The following is a 20,647-nucleotide window of genomic DNA, read 5'->3' on the forward strand; positions in this document are numbered from 1 at the left end:
CGGGGCCCGGTACACCACCGGGCCCCGCGGTGTTCCGTCCGCCGGTCGCCGCCGGTCGCCGCCGGTCGCCGCCGGTCGCCGCCGGTCGCCGCAGGCCGTCCGGTCCTGCTCCGGGACACCGGGGAAGCCCGGACCGGCCGGTCGGGAGGCCCGGAAACACCCGTCGGGAAGCCGATCCGCAGGTGCCGGGGCCGGGGCCGATGTCGCAGCTGGGCATCAATGCTCACCGTTGTGTCACCGTTCTTGAGTTCACGGTGTCATGTCCGTGTACGGGCATATGCTCAGGTGCGGAGCCGGTCCCCCATCCGGCGTCCGAACTCCCTCAACTCAGGAGCAACATGTCGACCGCTGCCCGCCCGGCCTACTTCGACCGGACGCACACCGACGACCTGATCGCCTACCTCACCGCCTCACCCTCGCCCTTCCACGCGGTGGCGAGCGCCGCGGAGCGGCTGGAGAAGGTCGGGTTCCGGCGGATCTCCGAGACCGACGCGTGGGACGGGACGACCGGGGGCCGGTACGTGATCCGCGGCGGCGCGATGATCGCCTGGTACGTCCCCGAGGGGGCGGGCCCGCAGACCCCGTTCCGGGTCGTCGGCTCGCACACCGACTCGCCCAACCTGCGGGTCAAGCCGGTACCGGACACCGGGTCGGCCGGCTGGCGGCAGGTGGCCGTGGAGATCTACGGCGGGGTGCCGCTGAACACCTGGCTCGACCGCGACCTCGGCCTCTCCGGTCGGCTGGTGCTGCGCGACGGCTCCACCCGGCTGGTGCAGATCGACGAGCCGCTGCTGCGCGTCCCGCAGCTCGCCATCCACCTGGACCGCCAGGTCAACGAGGGCCTCAAGCTCGACAAGCAGCGTCACCTGACGCCGATCTGGGGAATCGGCGACGTGACCGAGGGGCTGCTGATGGAGTTCGTCGCGGAGCGGGCCGGGGTGTCGGCCGGCGACATCGCCGGGTGGGACCTGATGACCCATGACGTCCAGCCGCCCTCCTACCTCGGGCGCCACCGCGAGATGCTGGCCGGGCCGCGACTGGACAACCTGCTCTCCGTGCACGCCTCCACCGCCGCGCTGGCCGCCGTGGTCGCCGCCGACGCCGGCAAGCTGCCCTACATTCCGGTGATCGCCGCCTTCGACCACGAGGAGACCGGCAGCGAGTCCGACACCGGTGCGCAGGGCCCGCTGCTCGGCAACGTCCTGGAGCGCACCGTCCACGCGCGCGGCGGCACCGCCGAGGACCGGGCCCGCGCCCTGGCCGGCACCGTCTGCCTCTCCTCGGACATGGGCCACGCGGTGCACCCCAACTACAGCGAGCGCCACGAGCCGGGCCACCACCCGATGCCGAACGGCGGCCCGATCCTCAAGGTCAACGTCAACAACCGCTACGCCACCGACGGTGTCGGCCGCGCGGTCTTCGCCGCCGCCTGCGAGAAGGCCGGCGTGCCGTGGCAGACCTTCGTCTCCAACAACGCCATGCCCTGCGGCACCACCATCGGCCCGATCACGGCGGCCCGGCTCGGCATCACCACGGTGGACTGCGGCATCGCCGCGCTGTCCATGCACTCCGCCCGCGAGCTGTGCGGGGCGAACGACCCGTACCTGCTGGCCGGCGCGATCAAGGCGTTCCTGGAGGGCTGACGGCCCGTCGGGGCCCCGGGCGGGGCCCCGACCGACGCGGCGTCACTCCATGCCGGCCAGCACCAGCGGCAGCCGGTCCGCCCCACCCGGCGTCAACGTCACCGGGACGCCCCAGTCCTGCTGGTGCACGTGGCAGGCCGGGTACTCGATCTCCGGGTCGTCGTCGCAGGACGCCGCCATCGCCGAGACGTGCAGCACCCCCTCGGTGACCTCGGCCGACAGCTCCAGCTCGCGGGAGAGCGCGCTGTCCGCCCCCGCGCCGGAGACCAGCAGTTCGGGCGGGGTCGAGCTGACCAGCAGCCGGGTGGAGGGGCCGTAGCGCTCGTCCAGCTTCTGGCCGCTCGGGGCGGAGAAGACCACGTCCAGCAGCAGCCGGCCCGGGGCGACCTCGGTGGCGGCCCGCCGGGTGCGGTGCGCCACCGACTCGACCCGGACGGCCTCCTCGGGCAGCCGCAGCCTGGTCAGCCGGTGCCGCGCGGACTCCACCACCACGATGTCGCCGTCCACCACCACCGCGCCGGAGGGCTCGCGCAGGTCGGTGGCCAGGGTGGTCACCTCGCCGGTCGCGGGGTCGAAGCGGCGCAGTGCGTGGTTGTAGGTGTCCGAGACCGCCACCGAGCCGTCGGGGAGCACCGAGACGCCCAGCGGGTGCTGGAGCAGGGCCTGCCCGGCCGCGCCGTCGCGGTGGCCGAAGTCGAACAGTCCGGTGCCGACGGCGGTGTGCACGGTGAGTGTTTCACGTGAAACCCAGCGCACCGCGGAGGTCTCCGCGTCGGCGACCCAGAGCCGCTCGCCGTCCGCGGAGACGGCCAGACCGGACGGCTGGGCGAACCAGGCCTCGGCCGCGGGGCCGTCCACCAGGCCCTCGTTGGTGGTGCCGGCGGTGACGCCGACGGTGCCGCCGGCCGGGTCGAACGCCCAGAGCTGGTGCACACCGGCCATCGCGATCCACACCCGGCCGTCGAACCAGGCGACGTCCCACGGCGAGGAGAGGTCCACCTCGCGGGCCGGGCCCTCGGTGGCGGAGCCCTGCCACCACTGTCGGCCGGTGCCGGCCAGGGTGGTCACCGTGCCGTCGGCCAGCCGGACCCCGCGCAGCGCGTGGTTGACGGTGTCGGCGACCACGACGTCGTAGCCGAGGCCGAGGCCGTCCGGCACCAGCGCCAGGCCCTGCGGCTCGCTGAACCGCGGCGCGGCGCCGTCCACCAGCCCGCGCTCCCCGTCGCCGATCCGGCGCAGCACCGTCTCGCCGTCCTCGGCCAGTTCGACCAGCGAGTGGTGCCCGGAGTCGGCCACCAGGTAGTGGCCGTCGGGCAGCCGGACGGCCTTGCCGGGGAAGCGCAGGTCGCCCGCCGCGGGCTCGGCCGGGACGTACGGGCTGTCGCCGCGGCGCAGCGTGCCCTTGGCGGTGTGCTCCGTCTCCAGCTCCTCGACCAGCCGGGCGATCGCGTGCGCGTGCCCCTCCCCGGCGTGCTGGGCCACCACGTACCCCTCGGGGTCGACCACCACCAGGGTCGGCCAGGCCCGCACGGCGTACTGCTTCCAGGTCACCAGCTCCGGGTCGTCCAGCACCGGGTGGTGCACCTCGTACCGGGCGGTGGCGTCGACCACGGCCTGGTGGTCCGCCTCGTGGACGAACTTGGGCGAGTGGACGCCGACGATCACGACGGTGTCGCGGTGCTTCTCCTCCAGCTCCCGGAGTTCGTCCAGGACGTGGAGGCAGTTGATGCAGCAGAACGTCCAGAAGTCCAGTACGACGATCTTGCCGCGGAAGTCCGCCAGCGACAGATCCTTGCCGCCGGTGTTCAGCCAGCCACCCTTGCCCACCAGCTCGGGGGCGCGTACGCGTGCTCGATAAGCCATGCCTCCAACAAACCCCACGCACGGTGCCCGCATTCCGGGCGCCCGCCGCGCGGGGCCGGGGGGGGTCCCCGGACCCGTCGGCGCGCCGCACCGGCGCCGCGGGCTCCGACACGTCCCGGCCACCGGTCGGCCCCCGGCGTGGGACGGCGGCCCCGGGTCTACGCTGGCGGCGGCCGCCGGGGTCTTCGGGCGGTCGGACCGGGCAGTGACGGCGACGACAGGCGGGTTGCGGGATGAAGTACGTGGTCAGGGAACGGCTGTTCGCGGTGGGCGACGACTACTGGATCGAGAGCGAGGACGGCGAGAAGGCGTTCCTGGTGGACGGGAAGGTGCTGCGGCTGCGCGACACCTTCGAGCTGAAGGACGCGGCCGGGCAGGTGGTCGCCGTGATCAAGGAGAAGGTGATCACGGTCCGGGACGCCATGAAGATCGAGAACGCCGACGGGGACGTGGTCGCCACCGTCCGCAAGAAGCTCTTCACGCCGTTCCGCGACAAGTACCACGTGGAGTTCGAGGACGGCCGCGAGTGGGAGATCCACGGCGACCTGATCGACAAGGACTTCCGGGTCGAGCAGGACGGCGAGGAGATCGCCGAGGTGTCCCGCAAGTGGTTCCGGATCCGGGACACCTACGGCGTCCGGGTCGCGGACGGCGCCGACGCCGGCCTGGTGCTGGCGGTCGCCGTCTGCGTGGACCAGCTGGTCTCGCACAACGACTGAGCCGCGTTCAGCGGATGAGGTGCGGGAGGAAGCGGGCGCCCTGGTGGGTGATCGGGCTGTCGTCCGTCTCGCGGATGCCGAGCCCGGCGGCCTCGCCGTCCACCACCCAGGCGCCGAGCACCGGGCGGTTGCCGTCGAAGTCGGGCAGTGGGTGCAGCTGCTGGTAGCAGGACCCCTCTGCGCCGTACCGGTCCGGGTCGCCGGCCCAGTCGGCCAGGCGGGTCTGCGAGCCGTCGGGTCCGACGATCCGGACGCCCGCCCCCTCCCGGCCGAGCAGCGGCTTGGCCGCGTACCCGGTGGTGCCGGCCAGCTCGCGCGGCCCGTCCAGGTACGCGGGCAGCAGGTTGGGGTGGCCCGGGTTGAGCTCCCACAGGACGGCCAGCAGGGCCTTGTTGGAGAGCAGCATCTTCCAGGCCGGCTCGATCCACAGGGTCGAGCCGGTCGCGCCGCCGAGGTCGATGCCGTCCAGCAGCTGCCCGCCGAACTCGTCCCCGACCAGCCACTCCCACGGGTAGAGCTTGAAGACCGAGCGGATGAAGCGCTGCTCCAGGTCGACGAAGCGCCCGGTCAGCCCGTCCCAGCCGATGTCCTCCATGGCGATCGAGGAGGTCGTCAGCCCGGCCTGCTCGGCGGTCTCCTGGAGGTAGAGGGTGGTCATCCAGTCCTCGCCCTCGGTGTCGCCGCGCGAGTGCGCGAAGTGCACCGGACCGGGCGGCAGCAGGGGACTCTGCCGGGCCCAGGCGGCGACCAGCCGCTCGTGCAGCGAGTTCCACTGGTCGGCGCCGGGGAAGCGTTCCTCCATCCAGAACCACTGCGGGCTCGCCGCCTCGATCAGCGAGGTCGGGGTGTCCGCGTTGTACTCGAACATCTTGGCCGGACCGGTCCCGTCGTACGCGAGGTCGAACCGTCCGTAGAGCGCGGGCTGTTCCGCCCTGCGCCGCCAGGACTCCGCGACCACCTCGGCCAGTCGGGGGTCGGTGATCCCGTAGTCCGCGAAGCGCCCCGTGCGCACCACGTGGTCGGCGGCCGCCAGGCTCAGCGCGTGCAGCTCCTCGACCACCTCCTCCAGTGCCTCGACCTCGGGCAGCGAGAACTCGTAGTACGCGCTCTCGTCCCAGTAGGCGTGCGGGCCGCCCTGGTTGCAGGGGTCCTCGCAGACGGCGTAGATCAGGCCCTGGCCCTCGACGGTGGCCTGCCAGCCCGGGCGCGGTTCGAGGGTGTGCCGGCGCACCGCGGTCAGCCCCCGCCCGAGCCGGATCCGCCGCCGCTCGGGCAGCCGAAACCGCCGCGCTTGGTGGCGGCCTGTTCGAATGTGCCGCCGGCCGCGGTCAGTGAGCCGGAGCCGCAGTAGTACCAGCGGCCGGCCGAGCGGCTGTCACCGCAGGAGTGGTCGTCCAGCACCTTGAGGGTCCCGGGGTCGACGCAGCGGCGCGGCGCGGCGTCGTCGGCCGCGCAGCCGGTCAGGGCCAGGGCGAGGGTGCCGACCATGCCCAGGGCCACGGCGCCGGAGCGCCGGCGGGCGGCCGGTTCGGTGGGGTGCCGGGTCATGCGGGGATGGTACTCGGCGGCCTCGGGACGCCGGCCATGGGATATCTTTTGCCGATCCTTGACGCGAGGGGGACCCGCCATGAACGACATCGCCAACGGCCTGGGACACGCCGCCGTGTTCGGCGCGGTCGGCATCGGCCTGCTGCTGCTCGGAGTCGGCCTGGTCGACCTGCTGACCCCGGGCAGGCTCGGCCGGCAGATCTGGGAGGAGCGCAACCGCAACGCGGCCCTGGTGCTCAGCTCGGCCCTGCTCGGGATCGGCGGCATCGTCTTCACCGCGATCCTCTACACCTACGACGAGTTCGGGAAGGGCCTGGCCTCGACCGCGCTGTTCGGCCTGCTCGGGCTGGTGCTGATGGCGGTCGCGTTCTGGCTGGTCGACCTGCTCACCCCGGGCCGGCTGGGCGCCATCCTGGTCGACCCGGAGCCGCACCCGGCGGTGTGGGTCACCGCCGCGTGCAACGTCTCGGTCGCCGCGATCGTCGCGGCCTCGATCGCCTGACCCCGGTTCAGCCGGCCCGGTGGCCCGCTGCCAGCCGCTCGCTCAGCCGGGCCCTGGCGGCGGGCCACTCGTCGCCGAGCATCGAGAACCAGACACTGTCCCGCCAGCTCCCGTCCGGCCGCCGCCTGGCCCGCCGGAACGTGCCCTCGTAGCTGGCACCGAGCCGCCGGATGGCGTTCTGCGAGCGCTCGTTGAGGTGGTCGGTCTTCCAGCAGACCCGGCCGACCCCGAGCTCCTCGAACGCGTGGTGAAGGAGCAGCAGCTTGGACTCGGTGTTGATCGCGCTGCGCCACACCGAGCGGCCGTACCAGGTGCCGCCGATCTCCAACAGCTCGTCCTCGGCGCTGAAGTCGTAGTAGCAGGTCACGCCCACCGCGCGGCCGGTGGCGAGTTGGATCACCGCGAACGGCAGGCAGTTCGGGTCGGCGATCCGGTCGCCGACGACCTTTCGCAGTTCCTGCTCGGTCCGCGGGACGGGCACAGGGATCCACCGCCAGACCTCCTCGTCGCCGCCGGCCGCCGCGAACAGGTCGGGCGTGTGCTCGGGGGCGAGCGGCTCCAGCCGGACGTGGGTGCCGGTGAGGGTGACGGGGACGGGCGTCTTGGCGGTCATGGGCCCGAAGCTAGCCCCAGTTTGAACTAGATGCAAGATGAATATGAACTAGTGCAATGAGGTGGGAGCGGGAAGTGCGAAGGCCCCGCACCACCCGGGTGCGGGGCCTTCGGGCCGGCCGGCGAGCGCGCGGGCGCGCCTGCGGTCAGATGAACGAGTTGATCTGGATCGTCTCGGTCCGGCCGGGGCCGACGCCGATCGCGGAGATCGGGGCGCCCGACATCTCCTCCAGCGCCTTCACGTAGGCCTGCGCGTTCTTCGGCAGGTCGGAGAAGGTCTGGGCCTTGCTGATGTCCTCGGACCAGCCCGGCAGCGTCTCGTAGACCGGCTTGGCGTGGTGGAAGTCGGACTGGTTGTACGGGAGCTCGTCGACGCGCTTGCCGTCGATCTCGTACGCGACGCAGACCGGGATCTGCTCCCAGCCGGTGAGGACGTCGAGCTTGGTGAGGAAGAAGTCGGTCAGACCGTTGACCCGGGTCGCGTAGCGGGCGATCACGGCGTCGAACCAGCCGCAGCGGCGGTCGCGACCGGTGGTCACACCGCGCTCGCCGCCGATCCGGCGCAGCGCGTCGCCGTCCTCGTCCAGCAGCTCGGTCGGGAACGGGCCCGAGCCGACGCGGGTGGTGTACGCCTTCAGGATGCCGATGACCCGGTCGATCTTGGTCGGGCCGATGCCCGCGCCGGTGCAGGCGCCGCCCGCGGTCGGGTTGGACGAGGTCACGAACGGGTACGTGCCGTGGTCCACGTCCAGCAGGGTGCCCTGGCCGCCCTCCAGCAGGACGACCTTGTTCGCCTTCAGCGCCTCGTCCAGCACCAGCGTGGTGTCGGCGAGGAAGGGGCGGATCTTGTCGGCGTAGCCGAGGTACTCCTCGACCACCAGCTCGGCCGGGACGGCCCGGCGGTTGTAGAGCTTGACCAGCAGCTGGTTCTTGTCGTGCAGCGCCGCCTCGACCTTCTGGCGGAGGATCGATTCGTCGAAGAGGTCCTGCACCCGGATGCCGACGCGGTTGATCTTGTCCGCGTAGGTCGGGCCGATGCCGCGGCCGGTGGTGCCGATCCGGCGCTTGCCGAGGAAGCGCTCGGTGACCTTGTCCAGGGTGCGGTGGTACGGGGTGATCAGGTGGGCGTTGCCCGAGATCAGAAGCTTCGAGGTGTCGATGCCCCGCTCGTTCAGACCGCTGAGCTCGGAGAGCAGCACGCCCGGGTCGATGACGACGCCGTTGCCGATCACCGGCGTCACATTCGGGCTGAGGATGCCGGAAGGCAGCAGGTGCAGTGCATACTTCTGATCGCCGATGACCACCGTGTGGCCGGCGTTGTTGCCGCCCTGGTAACGAACGACGTAGTCGACGGAGCCACCGAGGAGGTCGGTCGCCTTCCCCTTGCCCTCGTCCCCCCACTGGGCGCCAACGAGCACGAGTGCCGGCACAGGCGTACACCCCTTCCGGTTGGGGCATCCTGCGTAGGCCGCAGTCTGACCCGAGATAGACGAAGCCCCTGGCGCAATAGCGCAAGGGGCTCTTGCACCGAGAGATTACCTGAGGAAGGACCGGTCGTGTCGTCCCTGTCCACGCCCGCATCCCACCCCGCGGACCGCGGCGGCCCCGGCCCGCTGCTGGTCCTCCTCGACCCGGTGGCCAGGCGGACCGACGGCGAGTCGGTGCGGATCGCCAAGGACGTGCTGTGCGGCGGCGCGGACGTCAAGGTGGCACTGCCCGAGAGCCCGTCCGAACTCGACCGGGTGCTGTCGCACCGGGGTCGCCGCCGACCGGTCGTGATCGGATCCGATCTGGCGCTCCAGCGGGTGCTGCAGGCCCTGCACCGCCAGCGCGAGTTGGGTACGGACCCGGTCGGCGCGGTTCCGGTGGGCCGGCCCGCGGGCACCGGGGCGCTGCGGGCGCTGGGGGTCCCGGTGGAGCCGGTCGCGGCGGCCCGGGTGGTGCTCGGCGGCGCCCCCCGCAAGCTGGACCTGGTGGTGGACGACGGCGGCGGGGTGGTGCTCTCCGAGGTCCGGATCGCACCCCCGCAGCAGGGCGATCCGTTGGGCCGGCCGGGTGGCTTGCGTTCGCTATGGGCGAAATTCGCTGCGGCCGAGCAGGCGAAGGCGTCCGGGGTCGAACTGAGGGTCGAGGCGGACGGCCGGCTGCTGGCCGACCTCCACCAGCCGGTCCGGCTGCTGAGGGTGGTGCCGGTGGACGGGGTCCTGGAGCTCACCGTCGACCTGGGCGGCGCCGTGCAGCGGCACCGGGTCGCCGCGCTGCGGGTGGCGGGCCGGCACTTCGGTTACGAGGCGGACGGCGCAAGGGTCGGGCCGGTCCGGGCGCGCACCTGGACGGTCCACGCCGGGGCGTGGGAACTGATGCTGCCCGCCGGGTGAGCAGCATCACGTCGGGGTGTGCGATTCGACGGTGCGTCAGCTTTGCGATCCGCGCGCCGGGCGCGCGTGACAAGGGCGTGCGCCGGTTCACCCAATTGCCGATCGAGAAATGCGCCGGCGTGTAAGGGGTTTTGTCTACGCGCGTCGCCATTCGATCGGCCAATATCCGGGGGCTCCCCTGTTCGGGAAGGCGTGCGGAACTGCCCTAGACTCGAAGGCGTGCCACGTGGTGACGGACGACTCAATCACGATCTTCTTCCCGGCGAGAAAGGCCCCCAGGACGCTTGCGGCGTCTTCGGAGTCTGGGCCCCCGGCGAGGAGGTCGCGAAGCTCACGTACTTCGGCCTCTATGCCCTGCAGCACCGCGGACAGGAATCCGCGGGCATCGCAGTGAGCAACGGCTCCCAGATTCTGGTCTTCAAGGACATGGGGCTCGTCTCCCAGGTCTTCGACGAGACCTCGCTGGGATCCCTGCACGGGCATATCGCCGTCGGACATGCCCGCTACTCGACCACCGGGTCCTCGGTCTGGGAGAACGCCCAACCGACCTTCCGGGCGACCGTTCACGGTTCGCTTGCCCTCGGGCACAACGGAAACCTGGTGAACACCGCCGAACTGGCGGCGATGGTCGCCGAACTGCCGGGCGAGGAGCACGTCTCCCGCTCCGGCCGGTCCGCGGCGACCAACGACACCGACCTGGTGACGGCCCTGCTGGCCGGCTACCCGGACCTCTCCATCGAGGAGACCGCCAAGGAGATCCTGCCCAAGGTCAAGGGCGCGTTCTCGCTGGTCTTCATGGACGAGCACACCCTCTACGCCGCCCGCGACCCGCAGGGCATCCGCCCGCTGGTGCTCGGCCGGCTGGAGCGCGGCTGGGTGGTCGCCTCCGAGACGGCGGCGCTCGACATCTGCGGCGCCTCCTTCATCCGCGAGGTGGAGCCCGGCGAGCTCATCGCCATCGACGAGAACGGCATGCGGACGTCCCGCTTCGCCGAGGCCAAGCCCAAGGGCTGCGTCTTCGAGTACGTCTACCTGGCCCGCCCCGACACCTCCATCGCCGGCCGCAACGTGCACCTCTCCCGGGTGGAGATGGGCCGCAAGCTGGCCAGGGAGGCCCCGGTCGAGGCCGACCTGGTGATAGCGACGCCCGAGTCCGGCACCCCCGCCGCGATCGGGTACGCCGAGGCCAGTGGCATCCCGTACGGCTCCGGCCTGGTGAAGAACGCCTACGTGGGCCGCACCTTCATCCAGCCCAGCCAGACCATCCGCCAGCTCGGCATCCGGCTCAAGCTCAACCCGCTCAAGGAAGTCATCCGGGGCAAGCGCCTGGTGGTCGTCGACGACTCGATCGTCCGCGGCAACACCCAGCGCGCGCTGGTGAAGATGCTCCGCGAGGCGGGCGCCGCCGAGGTGCACATCCGGATCTCCTCGCCGCCGGTCAAGTGGCCGTGCTTCTTCGGCATCGACTTCGCCACCCGGGCGGAGCTGATCGCCAACGGCATGACCATCGAGGAGATCGGCCGCACGCTCGGCGCGGACTCGCTCGCCTACATCTCGATCGAAGGCATGATCGAGGCCACCGCACAGCCCAAGGACAACCTCTGCCGGGCCTGCTTCGACGGCGAGTACCCGATGGAGCTGCCGGACCCGGCGCTGCTCGGCAAGCTGCTGCTGGAGGCCGAGATCGCCGGGGGCCAGAAGGCCCAGGCCGTCCGCGGCAAGCCCACCAGCGACCTGGACGGCGTGCAGTCGCTGCTCGGCGGCGCCGGCGCGGCGGACGCGCTGCGGCGACCGTAGAGCGTGTCCCGATGGGCAACCACGGCAGGGGCGCGGGGGACCGCGCGGCCGCACCGGTACGCACCCCGTGCCGCGGCCGCGTCGACTCCCGCGCCCCTGTGGTTGACCACCCCCTGATTTCCAGCCCCCACTGACCCGAAAGGGCCACCGCAGTGACCAGCAACCAGAGCGGCGCCACCTACGCCGCCGCAGGCGTCGACATCGAGGCCGGCGACCGCGCCGTCGAGCTCATGAAGCAGTGGGTGCGCAAGACCAACCGTCCCGAGGTGGTCGGTGGCATCGGCGGCTTCGCCGGCCTCTTCGACGCCTCCGCCTTCAAGCGCTACGAGCGCCCGCTGCTGGCCTCCGCCACCGACGGCGTGGGCACCAAGGTGGCCATCGCCCAGGCCATGGACAAGCACGACACCATCGGCCACGACCTGGTCGGCATGGTCGTCGACGACCTGGTGGTCTGCGGCGCCGAGCCGCTCTTCATGACCGACTACATCTGCGTCGGCAAGGTCCACCCTGAGCGGGTCGCCGCCATCGTCAAGGGCATCGCCGAGGGCTGCACCCTGGCCGGCTGCTCGCTGATCGGCGGCGAGACCGCCGAGCACCCCGGCCTGCTGGGCCCGGACGACTACGACGTGGCCGGGGCCGGCACCGGCGTGGTCGAGGCCGACGCGCTGCTGGGCGCCGCGCGGGTCCGCGCGGGCGACGTGGTGATCGCGATGGCCGCCTCCGGCCTGCACTCCAACGGCTACTCGCTGGTGCGCCACGTGCTGCTCAACCAGGCCGGCTGGAAGCTCGACCGCCAGGTCGAGGAGTTCGGCCGGACCCTCGGGGAGGAGCTGCTGGAGCCGACCCGGATCTACTCGCTGGACTGCCTCGCCCTCACCCGGGCCACCGAGGTCCACGCCTTCTCGCACGTCACCGGCGGCGGCCTCGCCGCCAACCTGGCCCGGGTCATCCCGGAGGGCCTGCACGCCCGCCTGGACCGCGGCACCTGGTCGCCGCTGCCGGTCTTCCAGACCGTCGCCCAGGTCGGCCGGATGACCGCGCCGGAGATCGAGAAGACCCTGAACATGGGCGTCGGCATGGTCGCCGTCGTCCCGCCGGAGTCGGTGGACGTGGTGCTGTCGATCCTGGAGGACCGCGGCGTCGAGGCCTGGCTGCTGGGCGACATCGTGGACCGCGGGGCCGAGCACGACGGCGGCGCGGCCCTCTACAACGCGTACGACGGCTTCGAACTCGCCTGAGCCGGGGCCCGGAGCCCCGCCCGTCACACCGAGGGGCCCCCGGAACACCGGGGGCCCCTCGGGCGTGTGCGGCGGCGGCCGTCCGCGGGTACGCCGAAGACCGGCCCGGCGCTCGATGAGCGCCCGGACCGGCCCGGAGTCAGCTGTTACGCCCGGCGGCGGGACTGGCCGCTGTCGGCCTCCGCGTCGTCGTCCTCATCGTCGGCGTAGTAATCCGCGTACGCCGCGTAGGGATCGTCCTCGTCCTCGTCCTCGATCGGCTCAGGCTCGATCGAAGCGGTAGAGGGCGATACGCCCAGCTCGCTGGACAGACGGTTGGCATCGAACCCGCCGCTGTTGTACTTCAGCTCGCGGGCGACCTTCGTCTGCTTGGCCTTGGCCCGGCCGCGCCCCATGGGTCGACCCCCTCAACGATGGGGCTCACGGCCCCGAGTCTGACACGTGTGGATCATCAGGCCGGCCTGCCCGAAGTGGGAAAGCCGTCCCTTGGAGCATTAACGGTACCTGTTTCCGCCGCCGTACGGTACGTCACGCGTGTGACGTGGCGCGCACCGTCGCCCCCCGAGACCGGGTCGATCCAGGTCACAGGAGGGTTTCGGGGCTTTTCCAGGCTGCCCGGAGCTTGGCCGGACCCGTCGTACCCGCAGAGATTATCCCCTGACGGGGCCCCGAGGATCCCCCGATCGGGCTACGAACTGAGAATCCGGTTCCACATTGTGATGCGAGGGGGGCGAACCGGATCCGCCCCCCTCACTCAGCGTCAGGCCCTGCGTGCGCCGGGGAGCAGGACCGAGCGCAGGGCGCTGATCTCGCGCATCCGCTTCTCGGCCAGGCGGTCGGCGGCGACCGCCGGCGGGACGCCGTCCAGCGAGGCCCGGGTGAAGATCTCCAGCGTGGTGTCGAAGATCTTGGTGGCCTTGTTCTTGGCGCGCTCGAAGTTGAAGCCCTCGATCTCGTCCGCGACCTGGATCACGCCGCCGGAGTTCACCAGGTAGTCCGGTGCGTAGAGGATGCCGCGGTCGGCCAGGTCCTTCTCGACGCCGGGGTGGGCCAGCTGGTTGTTGGCCGCGCCGCAGACCACCGCGGTGCCCTCCGCGCCGAGCGCGGCCACCGTGAGGTCGTCCAGCGCGCCGCCGAGCGCGCAGGGGGCGTAGACGTCCAGCTTGGCCTGGAGCAGGGCGGCGCTGTCGGCGACCACCTCGACCTCCGGGTGGGCGGCCCGGACCCGGTTCACGGCGGCCTCGGAGACGTCCGTGACGACCACCGAGGCGCCGTCCGCGACCAGGTGGCCGACCAGGTAGTGGCCGACCTTGCCGACGCCCGCCACGCCGACCCGGCGGCCGCGCAGGGTGGGCTGGCCCCAGCGGGCCTGCGCGGAGGCGCGCATGCCCTGGAAGACGCCGAAGGCGGTGAGGATGGAGGAGTCGCCGGCGCCGCCGTTCTCCGGCGAGCGGCCGGTGACGAACTCGGTCTCCCGCGCCACCACGTCCATGTCCTGGACGTACGTGCCCACGTCGCAGGCGGTGATGTAGCGACCGCGCAGGGACTGCACGAAGCGGCCGTAGGCGCGCAGCAGCGCCTCGGTCTTCACCTCGTTGGGGTCGCCGATGATGACGGCCTTGCCGCCGCCGAGGTCGAGCCCGGCCAGCGCGTTCTTGTAGCTCATGCCGCGGGACAGCCGCAGCGCGTCCTCCAGTGCCTCCTCCTCGGTGTCGTACCGGTGGAAGCGGGTGCCGCCGAGGGCGGGGCCGAGCGCGGTGGAGTGGATGGCGATGATCGCCTTGAGCCCGGAGGACCGGTCGTGGCAGAGGACGACCTGCTCGTGGCCGTCGCCGGGCGTGCCGTCCTGAGCGGTACCGAAGATCCTGCCGAGCACGCCCGGTGCGGTGTGCGAGGCGGATGCGGTGTGTACGTCGGTCACTGTGGTGACTCCAGTATTTGCGGGCCCGCGACTGTGGTGCGGGCGTCTGTGTCGAAGCCTAGCCCCGGAGGCGGGCCCCGAGCTGCCCCCTGACGGTCCCTGAGGCATAACGGACCGACGGCCCGGTCGGCACCCTCCCCGGTGGCCCGGGGTACGTGCGACGATGCGGTCTGTGACCGCTGTGCACACCTCGGTTCTGCCGCCGTACGCCGCGCACCTGCGGGTGTACGAGCCGCTCGCCGCCTACCCGGAGCCGGAGCGGGCCCGCTGGCAGGCCTGGGCGGCCGCGCACGGGCCGCAGGCGGCCGGACCGGACCGGCCGGTCACCGGGACGGCGCTGGCCGAGCAGCGCGCGGCGCTGGCCGAGCTGGCGGCCCGCACCCCGCGCCCGCTGCCCGAGCGCGAGGACGGCCGGGCCCACGTGCGGGTGGTGGACGGGGTCACCTACATCTGCCCGTGGACCACCCGGCTGCGCTGCTGGCAGGCGCTGGACGAGCTGTCCGCGGCGCTGCCGGCCGCCCTGCTGGACACCGTCCTGCCGCCGGCCGCGCGGGCCGCCGCGACGGCCGACCACGAGCGCTGGCGCCTCGCGCACCCGGACGCCCGGCCGTGGATCCAGAGCAGCCGGTGGGAGGTGCCGCTGCGCTGGTTCGTGCCGTTCGGCGAGGAGGACCGCCGGTACCTGCCCGCGGTGCCGGCCGGTGGCGCGCAGGGCGGCGGGGAGGGCGGCGGGGAGCCGGCCGCGCTGTTCTACCTGACCTCGATGGTGCAGGCCCGCCGCCGGGTGGCCCGCGGGTACCGGGCGCTGCGGCTGCGCACCCCCGCGGAGCCGGGGCGGCCGCGCGGGCTGGTGAAGGGGGTGGAGCAGGTCGGCCGGTGGTTGGAGGAGTTCCACCCGCGCTCCCTGGTGGAACTGGACTACGGCGGGCTGGTGCACCTGCTCGGGCCGGGCTGGCTGGCCGAGGAGCACTCGGTCGGGGAGATCGAGGTCGGGCTGGGCGCCCTGCGGGCCGGGGACGGCGCGGCGGCGGCCCGGGCGTACGAGTCGGTGACGGCGCGCTGGCGGCGGGTGCTGGCGCTGCGGCACACCAGCTGACGGCCGCTCATCCCGTGCGGGCCGCGGGGGTCTGGTCCGATGTCAGTGGGACGGGTGAGGATGTGGTGAGGAAGGTACGGACCTTCGGCTCCCGGCCCGTGACCATGGTCCCGGTTCGGGTCAATACCTCTCGAACGTGACACTACTCACCGTTGACGCGAACTTACCCCTATGTGCAAAAATGGGACAACCAGCCCAAGTTCACTCAGGTGTGTCCACTTTTGGGTGGATCTGACGGCAGTGTGTCCTTTGCGGAGAAACAGCGGGTCTGGTCCTGTCGTAACCGGACGTCACCGCAGGGTGACTGTCCGCTATGGGAGGGTCCATGGCCTTCCGTCACTCTTGAACCCGTGAGGGGTCAATTTTGGCGGTTTGGTCGATGGGGCTGGACGGATGGTGTAGTTGTAGACACCAGGACAAGCCGTTCGTCCTATAACCGACTCGGCCCGTCTGTGCCATTTCGGGCATCGCGGGCCAAGGTGCAGAATTTGAAGGATAGAACCGCCCTGGTTCGGTTCTCCCGAGGAGGCCGCTCATGACCGCTCGTACCCCTGACGCTGAGCCGCTGCTGACGCCGGCAGAGGTAGCCACGATGTTCCGCGTTGACCCCAAGACGGTTACCCGTTGGGCCAAGGCCGGCAAGCTCACGTCTATTCGCACTCTCGGCGGCCACCGCCGGTACCGTGAGGCGGAGGTGCGTGCTCTGCTGGCCGGGATTCCGGCGCAGCGTACCGAGGCCTGACGGCCTCGCTGACGTCATTTCCGAAGGGGCTGTATCCCTGGACTCCGCCGGGTCCGGGATGCGGCCCCTTCGGCATGTCCGGAAATCCGAGCGGCGGGCGCCCGGAATCGGGCATTCCTATTGGGGCCGGTGGGGGTGGGGGGAATTCAGTGAATACCAGTGCAATTTTATATATTAAATTATGGCGACTCCGAGGGGGGTTCGGGATCTCGGATCTCAGGAAAAGATAAGTGACGCCCGTCACGCGTCCGTTACCTTGTGGTCTAGACCTGGACGGGGTAGGTGCGAGGCGTCCGACGGGCCTGACGGGGCGTCGGGGAAAACGCAGAGGCCCGGAACCTTACGGTTCCGGGCCTCTCGCTACGGCGATCCCGACGGGACTTGAACCCGCGACCTCCACCTTGACAGGGTGGCGAGCTAACCAACTGCTCCACGGGACCAGAGATCTGATCCTCGTCCGCCTGCTCTCGCTGCGAACAAGACAGATCGTACTGCATGTGGGGCCCCCAGGTCGAACCGGCCGCCGGAGGCCCCCGTCGCAGCTCAGAGCGTGCCCGCGGCGGCCTCCATCGCCTTGAGGATGCGCTTCTCGGAGACCGGGGCCGGGGTGCCCAGCCCCTGGGCGAAGAAGCTCACCCGGAGCTCCTCGATCATCCAGCGGATCTGCCGGACCTCCGCCGACGGCTGCCGGCCGGCCGGGACCCTGGCCAGCAGCTCGCCGTAGGCCCGCTGGACGTCCTGGACCTTCTGCAGGTGCTGGAGGTCCCGCTGTGGGTGGTTCGGCAGCGCCTCCAGACGGCGGTCGACCGCGATCAGATAGCGCTTCAGGTCGGGCAGCCGCTGCCAGCCGGTCTCGGTGACGAAGCCGGCGTGCACCAGCGACGCCAGGTGCAGCCGGACGTCGTTGACCGCGGTCAGCAGGACCGGGCTGCTCACCGTCTTCAGCCGGTTCGACGCCTTCTGGAAGGCGATCAGTGCGGTCGCCGTCTTCAGCGTGGTGTCCGCGGACAGCTCGTACAGGTCGGCCCGGACCTTGTCGTACAGCTTGGTGAAGGCGGCCTCGTCCCAGGCCGGGCCGCCGTGCAGGGCCATCAGCCGGTCGGTGGCGGCCGCCACGACGTCCTCGAACAAGGCGGGCACCGAGCCGTGCGGGTTGTGCGAGAGGGCGAGCTTGGCCTGGTTGCCCAGACGGCCCTGGATCGACTTGGCGGGGGAGTTGATCCGCAGCATCAGCAGCCGCCGGGTGCCGGCCCACATCGCCTGCTGCTGGTCCTCCGGGGTGTCGTAGAGCTTGATCGCCACCGAGTCGACCTCGTCCACCAGTGCGGGGTAGGCCCGCAGCGAGTGGCCGCGCGAGCGCTGCTCGAAGGTGCGCTGCAGCGTCGGCAGCCCCTCCGGCCAGGCGTTCAGGCCGCGCCGCTCGATGCCCTGACCGGACGCGGCGGAGGAGAGCGTCTCGCTGAGCTTCGGCTTGAGCTTCAGCCGCAGGTCCTCCAGGTCCTTGGACTCGGCCAGCTTGCGCTTGCCGTCCACCACCCGGAAGGTCACCCGCAGGTGGTCCGGCACCCGGGAGTCGTCCCAGGCCTCCGGCGGGATCACGATGCCCGACATCCGCTGCAGGACCCGCTCCAGGGTCGGCAACAGCGGCTCCTGACGGTCCCGCACCTGGCGCAGCGCGGCGGCCGCGAAGTCCGGGGCCGGGACGAAGTTGCGCCGCAGCGCCTTCGGCAGCGCCCGGATGTACGCCGTGACCAGCTCCGCGCGCAGGCCCGGGATCTGCCAGTCGAAGCCCTCGGAGGTGACCTGGTTCAGCACCGGCAGCGGGATGTGCACGGTCACGCCGTCCGCGTCGCTGCCCGGCTCGAACTGGTACGTCAGCTTGAAGCGGAGCTTGCCCTGCTGCCAGTAGTCCGGGTAGTCGGCCTCGGTGACCCCGCCGGCCGACTCGTTCATCAGCATCGACTTCTCGAAGTTCAGCAGGTCCGGCTGGTCGTGCCGGGCCTTCTTCCACCAGGAGTCGAAGTGCCGGGTGGAGACGACGTCCTCCGGCAGCCGGGCGTCGTAGAAGTCGAAGAGGGTCTGGTCGTCCACCATGATGTCGCGGCGGCGGGCCCGGTTCTCCAGCTCCTCGACCTCGGAGAGCAGCGTGCGGTTGGCCGCGAAGAACCGGTGGTGGGTCTCCCAGTCGCCCTCCACCAGCGCGTTGCGGATGAACAGCTCGCGGCAGAGCTCCTGGTCGATCCGGCCGTAGTTGACCTTGCGCTGGGCGACGATCGGGACGCCGTACAGCGTCACCTTCTCGTACGCCAGCACGGCGCCGGCCTTCTTCTCCCAGTGCGGCTCGCTGTACGTCCGCTTGATCAGGTGGCCGGCCAGCGGCTCGACCCACTCCGGCTCGATCTTCGCGTTGACCCGGGCCCACAGCCGGGAGGTCTCCACCAACTCGGCGGACATCACCCAGCGCGGCGGCTTCTTGAACAGGCCCGAGCCGGGGAAGACCGCGAACCGCGAGCCGCGGGCGCCGCCGTACTCGCGCTTCTCCACGTCGAACAGGCCGATGTGGGAGAGCAGTCCGGACAGCAGGGCCTGGTGGATCCGGTCGGCGTCGGGCTCGGCGTCCGGGTGCGGTTCGTCGATCGTCACGCCGAGCTGCTTGGCGACCGTGCGCAGCTGGGTGTAGACGTCCTGCCACTCGCGTATCCGCAGGTAGTTCAGGAACTCGGACTTGCACATCCGGCGGAAGGCCGAGGAGGAGAGCTCCTGCTGCTGCTCCCTGACGTAGCGCCACAGGGCCAGGTGGGACAGGAAGTCGGAGGTCTCGGAGGTGAAGCGGCGGTGCCGGTCGTCGGCGGCCTGGCGCTTCTCGGCGGGGCGCTCGCGGGGGTCCTGGATGGAGAGGGCGGCGGCGATCACCATCACGTCGCGGACGCAGCCGAGCTCGTCGGCCGCCAGCACCATCCGGGCCATCCGGGGGTCCACCGGCAGCTGGGCGAGCTTGCGGCCGAGCGGGGTGAGGCGCTTGCGGTGGTCCTTCTCGTCCGGGTCGAGGGCGCCGAGCTCGTGCAGGAGGCTGATGCCGTCCTTGATGTTGCGCGAGTCCGGCGGGTCGAGGAACGGGAAGGCGGCGATGTCGCCGAGGCCGGCCGCGGTCATCTGGAGGATGACCGAGGCGAGGTTGGTGCGCAGGATCTCGGCGTCGGTGAACTCGGGGCGGGAGAGGAAGTCCTCCTCCGAGTAGAGCCGGATGCAGATGCCGTCCGAGGTGCGGCCGCAGCGGCCCTTGCGCTGGTTGGCGCTGGCCTGGCTGATCGCCTCGATCGGCAGCCGCTGCACCTTGGTGCGGTGGCTGTAGCGGGAGATCCGGGCGGTGCCGGGATCGATCACGTACTTGATGCCGGGGACGGTCAGCGAGGTCTCGGCGACGTTGGTGGCGAGCACCACGCGGCGGCTGTTCGAGCGCTGGAAGACCCGGTGCTGCTCGGCGGAGGAGAGCCTGGCGTAGAGCGGGAGGATCTCGGTGAACTTCAGCCTCAGCTTGGTGAGGGCGTCGGCGGTGTCGCGGATCTCGCGTTCGCCGGACAGGAAGACCAGGATGTCGCCCTGGCCCTCGGCCTGGAGCTCCTCCACGGCCTCGCAGATCGCCTGGACCTGGTCGCGGTCGCGGTCGCGGTCCGCGTCGTCCTCGTCCGTGCCCTCCTCGACGAGCGGGCGGTAGCGGACCTCGACCGGGTAGGTGCGGCCGGAGACCTCGACGATGGGGGCGTCGCCGAAGTGCTCGGCGAAGCGCTCGGGGTCGATGGTCGCCGAGGTGATCACGACCTTGAGGTCGGGGCGGCGGGGGAGCAGCTGTTTCAGGTACCCGAGCAGGAAGTCGATGTTGAGGCTGCGCTCGTGGGCCTCGTCGATGATCAGGGTGTCGTACTGGCGCAGCTCGCGGTCGGTCTGGATCTCGGCCAGCAGGATGCCGTCGGTCATCAGCTTGACCAGGGTGTCCTGGCCGACCTGGTCGGTGAACCGGACCTTCCAGCCGACGGCCTCGCCGAGCGGGGTGTCCAGCTCCTCGGCGACCCGGTCGGCGACCGTGCGGGCGGCGATCCGGCGGGGCTGGGTGTGGCCGATCAGGCCCTTGACGCCGCGGCCCAGCTCCAGACAGATCTTCGGGATCTGGGTGGTCTTGCCGGAGCCGGTCTCGCCCGCGACGATCACCACCTGGTGGTCGCGGATCGCGGCCAGGATGTCGTCCTTCTTCTGGCTGACCGGGAGCTCTTGCGGATAGCTGATCGCGGGGACGGCCGCGCGGCGCTGCTCCACTCTGAGCTCGGCCCTGGCGACGTCGGCGGCCAGCTCCTCGGCGATCTTCTGGCGGGCCTCGGGGCTGCGGACCCGGCGGGTGCCGTCCAGCCGTCGGCCGATCCGCTGCTGGTCGCGGAGCATCAGCTCGGGCAGCCGGGCTGCCAGCGCTCCGATGGTGGCTGCATCGGCGGGCTGGGCTACGGGAGAACTCACTGGGGGCATCCCTCTAGGTTGCAGGGAGGCACGGGCGGGGCGCACCTCGGTTTTTCAACCCTTCAAGTGTCACAGAACAACC

The 20,647-nt window shown here is 71.5% G+C and carries 16 protein-coding genes and 1 tRNA gene; 8 read left to right on the forward strand and 9 right to left on the reverse strand.

Annotation, left to right across the window (positions count from 1 at the left end):
- Positions 1-338: 338 nt before the first annotated feature.
- Complete coding sequence (locus ACIOFR_RS25395) at positions 339-1,643, forward strand: M18 family aminopeptidase (RefSeq protein WP_401001144.1); 1,305 nt, start codon at positions 339-341, stop codon at positions 1,641-1,643.
- Positions 1,644-1,685: 42 nt separating this feature from the next.
- Here ACIOFR_RS25395 and ACIOFR_RS25400 read toward each other — a convergent pair whose 3' ends face one another.
- On the reverse strand, positions 1,686-3,506 hold the full coding sequence (locus tag ACIOFR_RS25400; protein ID WP_401001147.1) for an NHL domain-containing thioredoxin family protein: 1,821 nt from the start codon (positions 3,504-3,506) through the stop codon (positions 1,686-1,688).
- Positions 3,507-3,739: 233 nt separating this feature from the next.
- Here ACIOFR_RS25400 and ACIOFR_RS25405 point away from each other — a divergent pair, with 233 nt between their 5' ends.
- Positions 3,740-4,225, forward strand: coding sequence for an LURP-one-related/scramblase family protein (locus ACIOFR_RS25405; protein ID WP_401001150.1), 486 nt, complete (start codon positions 3,740-3,742; stop codon positions 4,223-4,225).
- Positions 4,226-4,232: 7 nt separating this feature from the next.
- Here ACIOFR_RS25405 and ACIOFR_RS25410 read toward each other — a convergent pair whose 3' ends face one another.
- Positions 4,233-5,456: a glutathionylspermidine synthase family protein gene (locus ACIOFR_RS25410; protein WP_401001153.1), complete on the reverse strand. Its 1,224-nt coding sequence runs from the start codon at positions 5,454-5,456 to the stop codon at positions 4,233-4,235.
- Between the two features lie 5 nt (positions 5,457-5,461).
- Positions 5,462-5,773: a hypothetical protein gene (locus tag ACIOFR_RS25415; protein ID WP_401001156.1), complete on the reverse strand. Its 312-nt coding sequence runs from the start codon at positions 5,771-5,773 to the stop codon at positions 5,462-5,464.
- 79 nt (positions 5,774-5,852) lie between these two features.
- Between ACIOFR_RS25415 and ACIOFR_RS25420 the strand changes: the two genes are divergently transcribed.
- Complete coding sequence (locus tag ACIOFR_RS25420; RefSeq protein ID WP_401001158.1) at positions 5,853-6,275, forward strand: DUF350 domain-containing protein; 423 nt, start codon at positions 5,853-5,855, stop codon at positions 6,273-6,275.
- Positions 6,276-6,282: 7 nt separating this feature from the next.
- Here the strand turns inward: ACIOFR_RS25420 and ACIOFR_RS25425 are convergent, their stop codons facing one another.
- Both ACIOFR_RS25425 and ACIOFR_RS25430 read right to left on the reverse strand, forming a co-directional pair.
- Entirely contained in the window at positions 6,283-6,888 is a 606-nt protein-coding gene (locus ACIOFR_RS25425) for a GNAT family N-acetyltransferase (RefSeq protein ID WP_401001160.1), read from the reverse strand.
- Positions 6,889-7,033: 145 nt separating this feature from the next.
- Positions 7,034-8,317 (reverse strand): adenylosuccinate synthase, encoded by a 1,284-nt coding sequence (locus tag ACIOFR_RS25430; protein WP_401001162.1) that lies wholly within the window; start codon positions 8,315-8,317, stop codon positions 7,034-7,036.
- Between the two features lie 126 nt (positions 8,318-8,443).
- On the opposite strand from ACIOFR_RS25430, the gene ACIOFR_RS25435 reads away from it, so the two are divergent.
- From ACIOFR_RS25435 to purM, 3 genes are all read left to right on the forward strand, one after another.
- Positions 8,444-9,265, forward strand: a complete 822-nt coding sequence (locus ACIOFR_RS25435) for a diacylglycerol kinase (protein WP_401001164.1) — start codon at positions 8,444-8,446, stop codon at positions 9,263-9,265.
- A gap of 219 nt (positions 9,266-9,484) precedes the next feature.
- Complete coding sequence (purF, locus tag ACIOFR_RS25440; protein WP_401001165.1) at positions 9,485-11,062, forward strand: amidophosphoribosyltransferase; 1,578 nt, start codon at positions 9,485-9,487, stop codon at positions 11,060-11,062.
- Between the two features lie 152 nt (positions 11,063-11,214).
- On the forward strand, positions 11,215-12,300 hold the full coding sequence (purM, locus tag ACIOFR_RS25445; protein WP_401001166.1) for a phosphoribosylformylglycinamidine cyclo-ligase: 1,086 nt from the start codon (positions 11,215-11,217) through the stop codon (positions 12,298-12,300).
- Positions 12,301-12,446: 146 nt separating this feature from the next.
- Here the strand turns inward: purM and ACIOFR_RS25450 are convergent, their stop codons facing one another.
- Both ACIOFR_RS25450 and ACIOFR_RS25455 read right to left on the reverse strand, forming a co-directional pair.
- Complete coding sequence (locus ACIOFR_RS25450; RefSeq protein WP_371498438.1) at positions 12,447-12,695, reverse strand: DUF3073 domain-containing protein; 249 nt, start codon at positions 12,693-12,695, stop codon at positions 12,447-12,449.
- Between the two features lie 365 nt (positions 12,696-13,060).
- Positions 13,061-14,221 carry a Glu/Leu/Phe/Val dehydrogenase dimerization domain-containing protein gene (locus ACIOFR_RS25455; protein ID WP_401001168.1) on the reverse strand — a complete coding sequence of 387 codons (1,161 nt, stop codon included), beginning with the start codon at positions 14,219-14,221 and terminating at the stop codon, positions 13,061-13,063.
- 172 nt (positions 14,222-14,393) lie between these two features.
- On the opposite strand from ACIOFR_RS25455, the gene ACIOFR_RS25460 reads away from it, so the two are divergent.
- Both ACIOFR_RS25460 and bldC read left to right on the forward strand, forming a co-directional pair.
- The gene (locus tag ACIOFR_RS25460) at positions 14,394-15,317 is read left to right on the forward strand and encodes a hypothetical protein (RefSeq protein WP_401001170.1); all 924 of its coding nucleotides are present in this window, start codon (positions 14,394-14,396) and stop codon (positions 15,315-15,317) included.
- A 535-nt stretch (positions 15,318-15,852) separates the two neighbouring features.
- A complete protein-coding gene (gene bldC, locus ACIOFR_RS25465; RefSeq protein ID WP_014137253.1) occupies positions 15,853-16,059 on the forward strand; it encodes a developmental transcriptional regulator BldC in 207 nt (68 codons plus the stop codon).
- A gap of 366 nt (positions 16,060-16,425) precedes the next feature.
- Here the strand turns inward: bldC and ACIOFR_RS25470 are convergent.
- Both ACIOFR_RS25470 and hrpA read right to left on the reverse strand, forming a co-directional pair.
- Positions 16,426-16,499 (reverse strand) — tRNA-Asp (locus ACIOFR_RS25470).
- A gap of 103 nt (positions 16,500-16,602) precedes the next feature.
- Positions 16,603-20,574, reverse strand: coding sequence for an ATP-dependent RNA helicase HrpA (hrpA, locus tag ACIOFR_RS25475; RefSeq protein WP_401001172.1), 3,972 nt, complete (start codon positions 20,572-20,574; stop codon positions 16,603-16,605).
- Positions 20,575-20,647: the final 73 nt, after the last annotated feature.

It is taken from the genome of Kitasatospora sp. NPDC088346 (assembly GCF_044740765.1).
GTDB lineage: Bacteria > Actinomycetota > Actinomycetes > Streptomycetales > Streptomycetaceae > Kitasatospora.

What these genes read in the sequence shown, in the direction of transcription:
- bldC (WP_014137253.1), top strand. Translation starts at nt 15,853, where the DNA reads ATGACCGCTCGTACCCCTGACGCTGAGCCGCTGCTGACGCCGGCAGAG.
- ACIOFR_RS25420 (WP_401001158.1), top strand. Translation starts at nt 5,853, where the DNA reads ATGAACGACATCGCCAACGGCCTGGGACACGCCGCCGTGTTCGGCGCG.
- ACIOFR_RS25425 (WP_401001160.1), bottom strand. Translation starts at nt 6,888, where the DNA reads ATGACCGCCAAGACGCCCGTCCCCGTCACCCTCACCGGCACCCACGTC.
- ACIOFR_RS25400 (WP_401001147.1), bottom strand. Translation starts at nt 3,506, where the DNA reads ATGGCTTATCGAGCACGCGTACGCGCCCCCGAGCTGGTGGGCAAGGGT.
- ACIOFR_RS25405 (WP_401001150.1), top strand. Translation starts at nt 3,740, where the DNA reads ATGAAGTACGTGGTCAGGGAACGGCTGTTCGCGGTGGGCGACGACTAC.
- ACIOFR_RS25450 (WP_371498438.1), bottom strand. Translation starts at nt 12,695, where the DNA reads ATGGGGCGCGGCCGGGCCAAGGCCAAGCAGACGAAGGTCGCCCGCGAG.
- ACIOFR_RS25415 (WP_401001156.1), bottom strand. Translation starts at nt 5,773, where the DNA reads ATGACCCGGCACCCCACCGAACCGGCCGCCCGCCGGCGCTCCGGCGCC.
- hrpA (WP_401001172.1), bottom strand. Translation starts at nt 20,574, where the DNA reads ATGCCCCCAGTGAGTTCTCCCGTAGCCCAGCCCGCCGATGCAGCCACC.
- ACIOFR_RS25395 (WP_401001144.1), top strand. Translation starts at nt 339, where the DNA reads ATGTCGACCGCTGCCCGCCCGGCCTACTTCGACCGGACGCACACCGAC.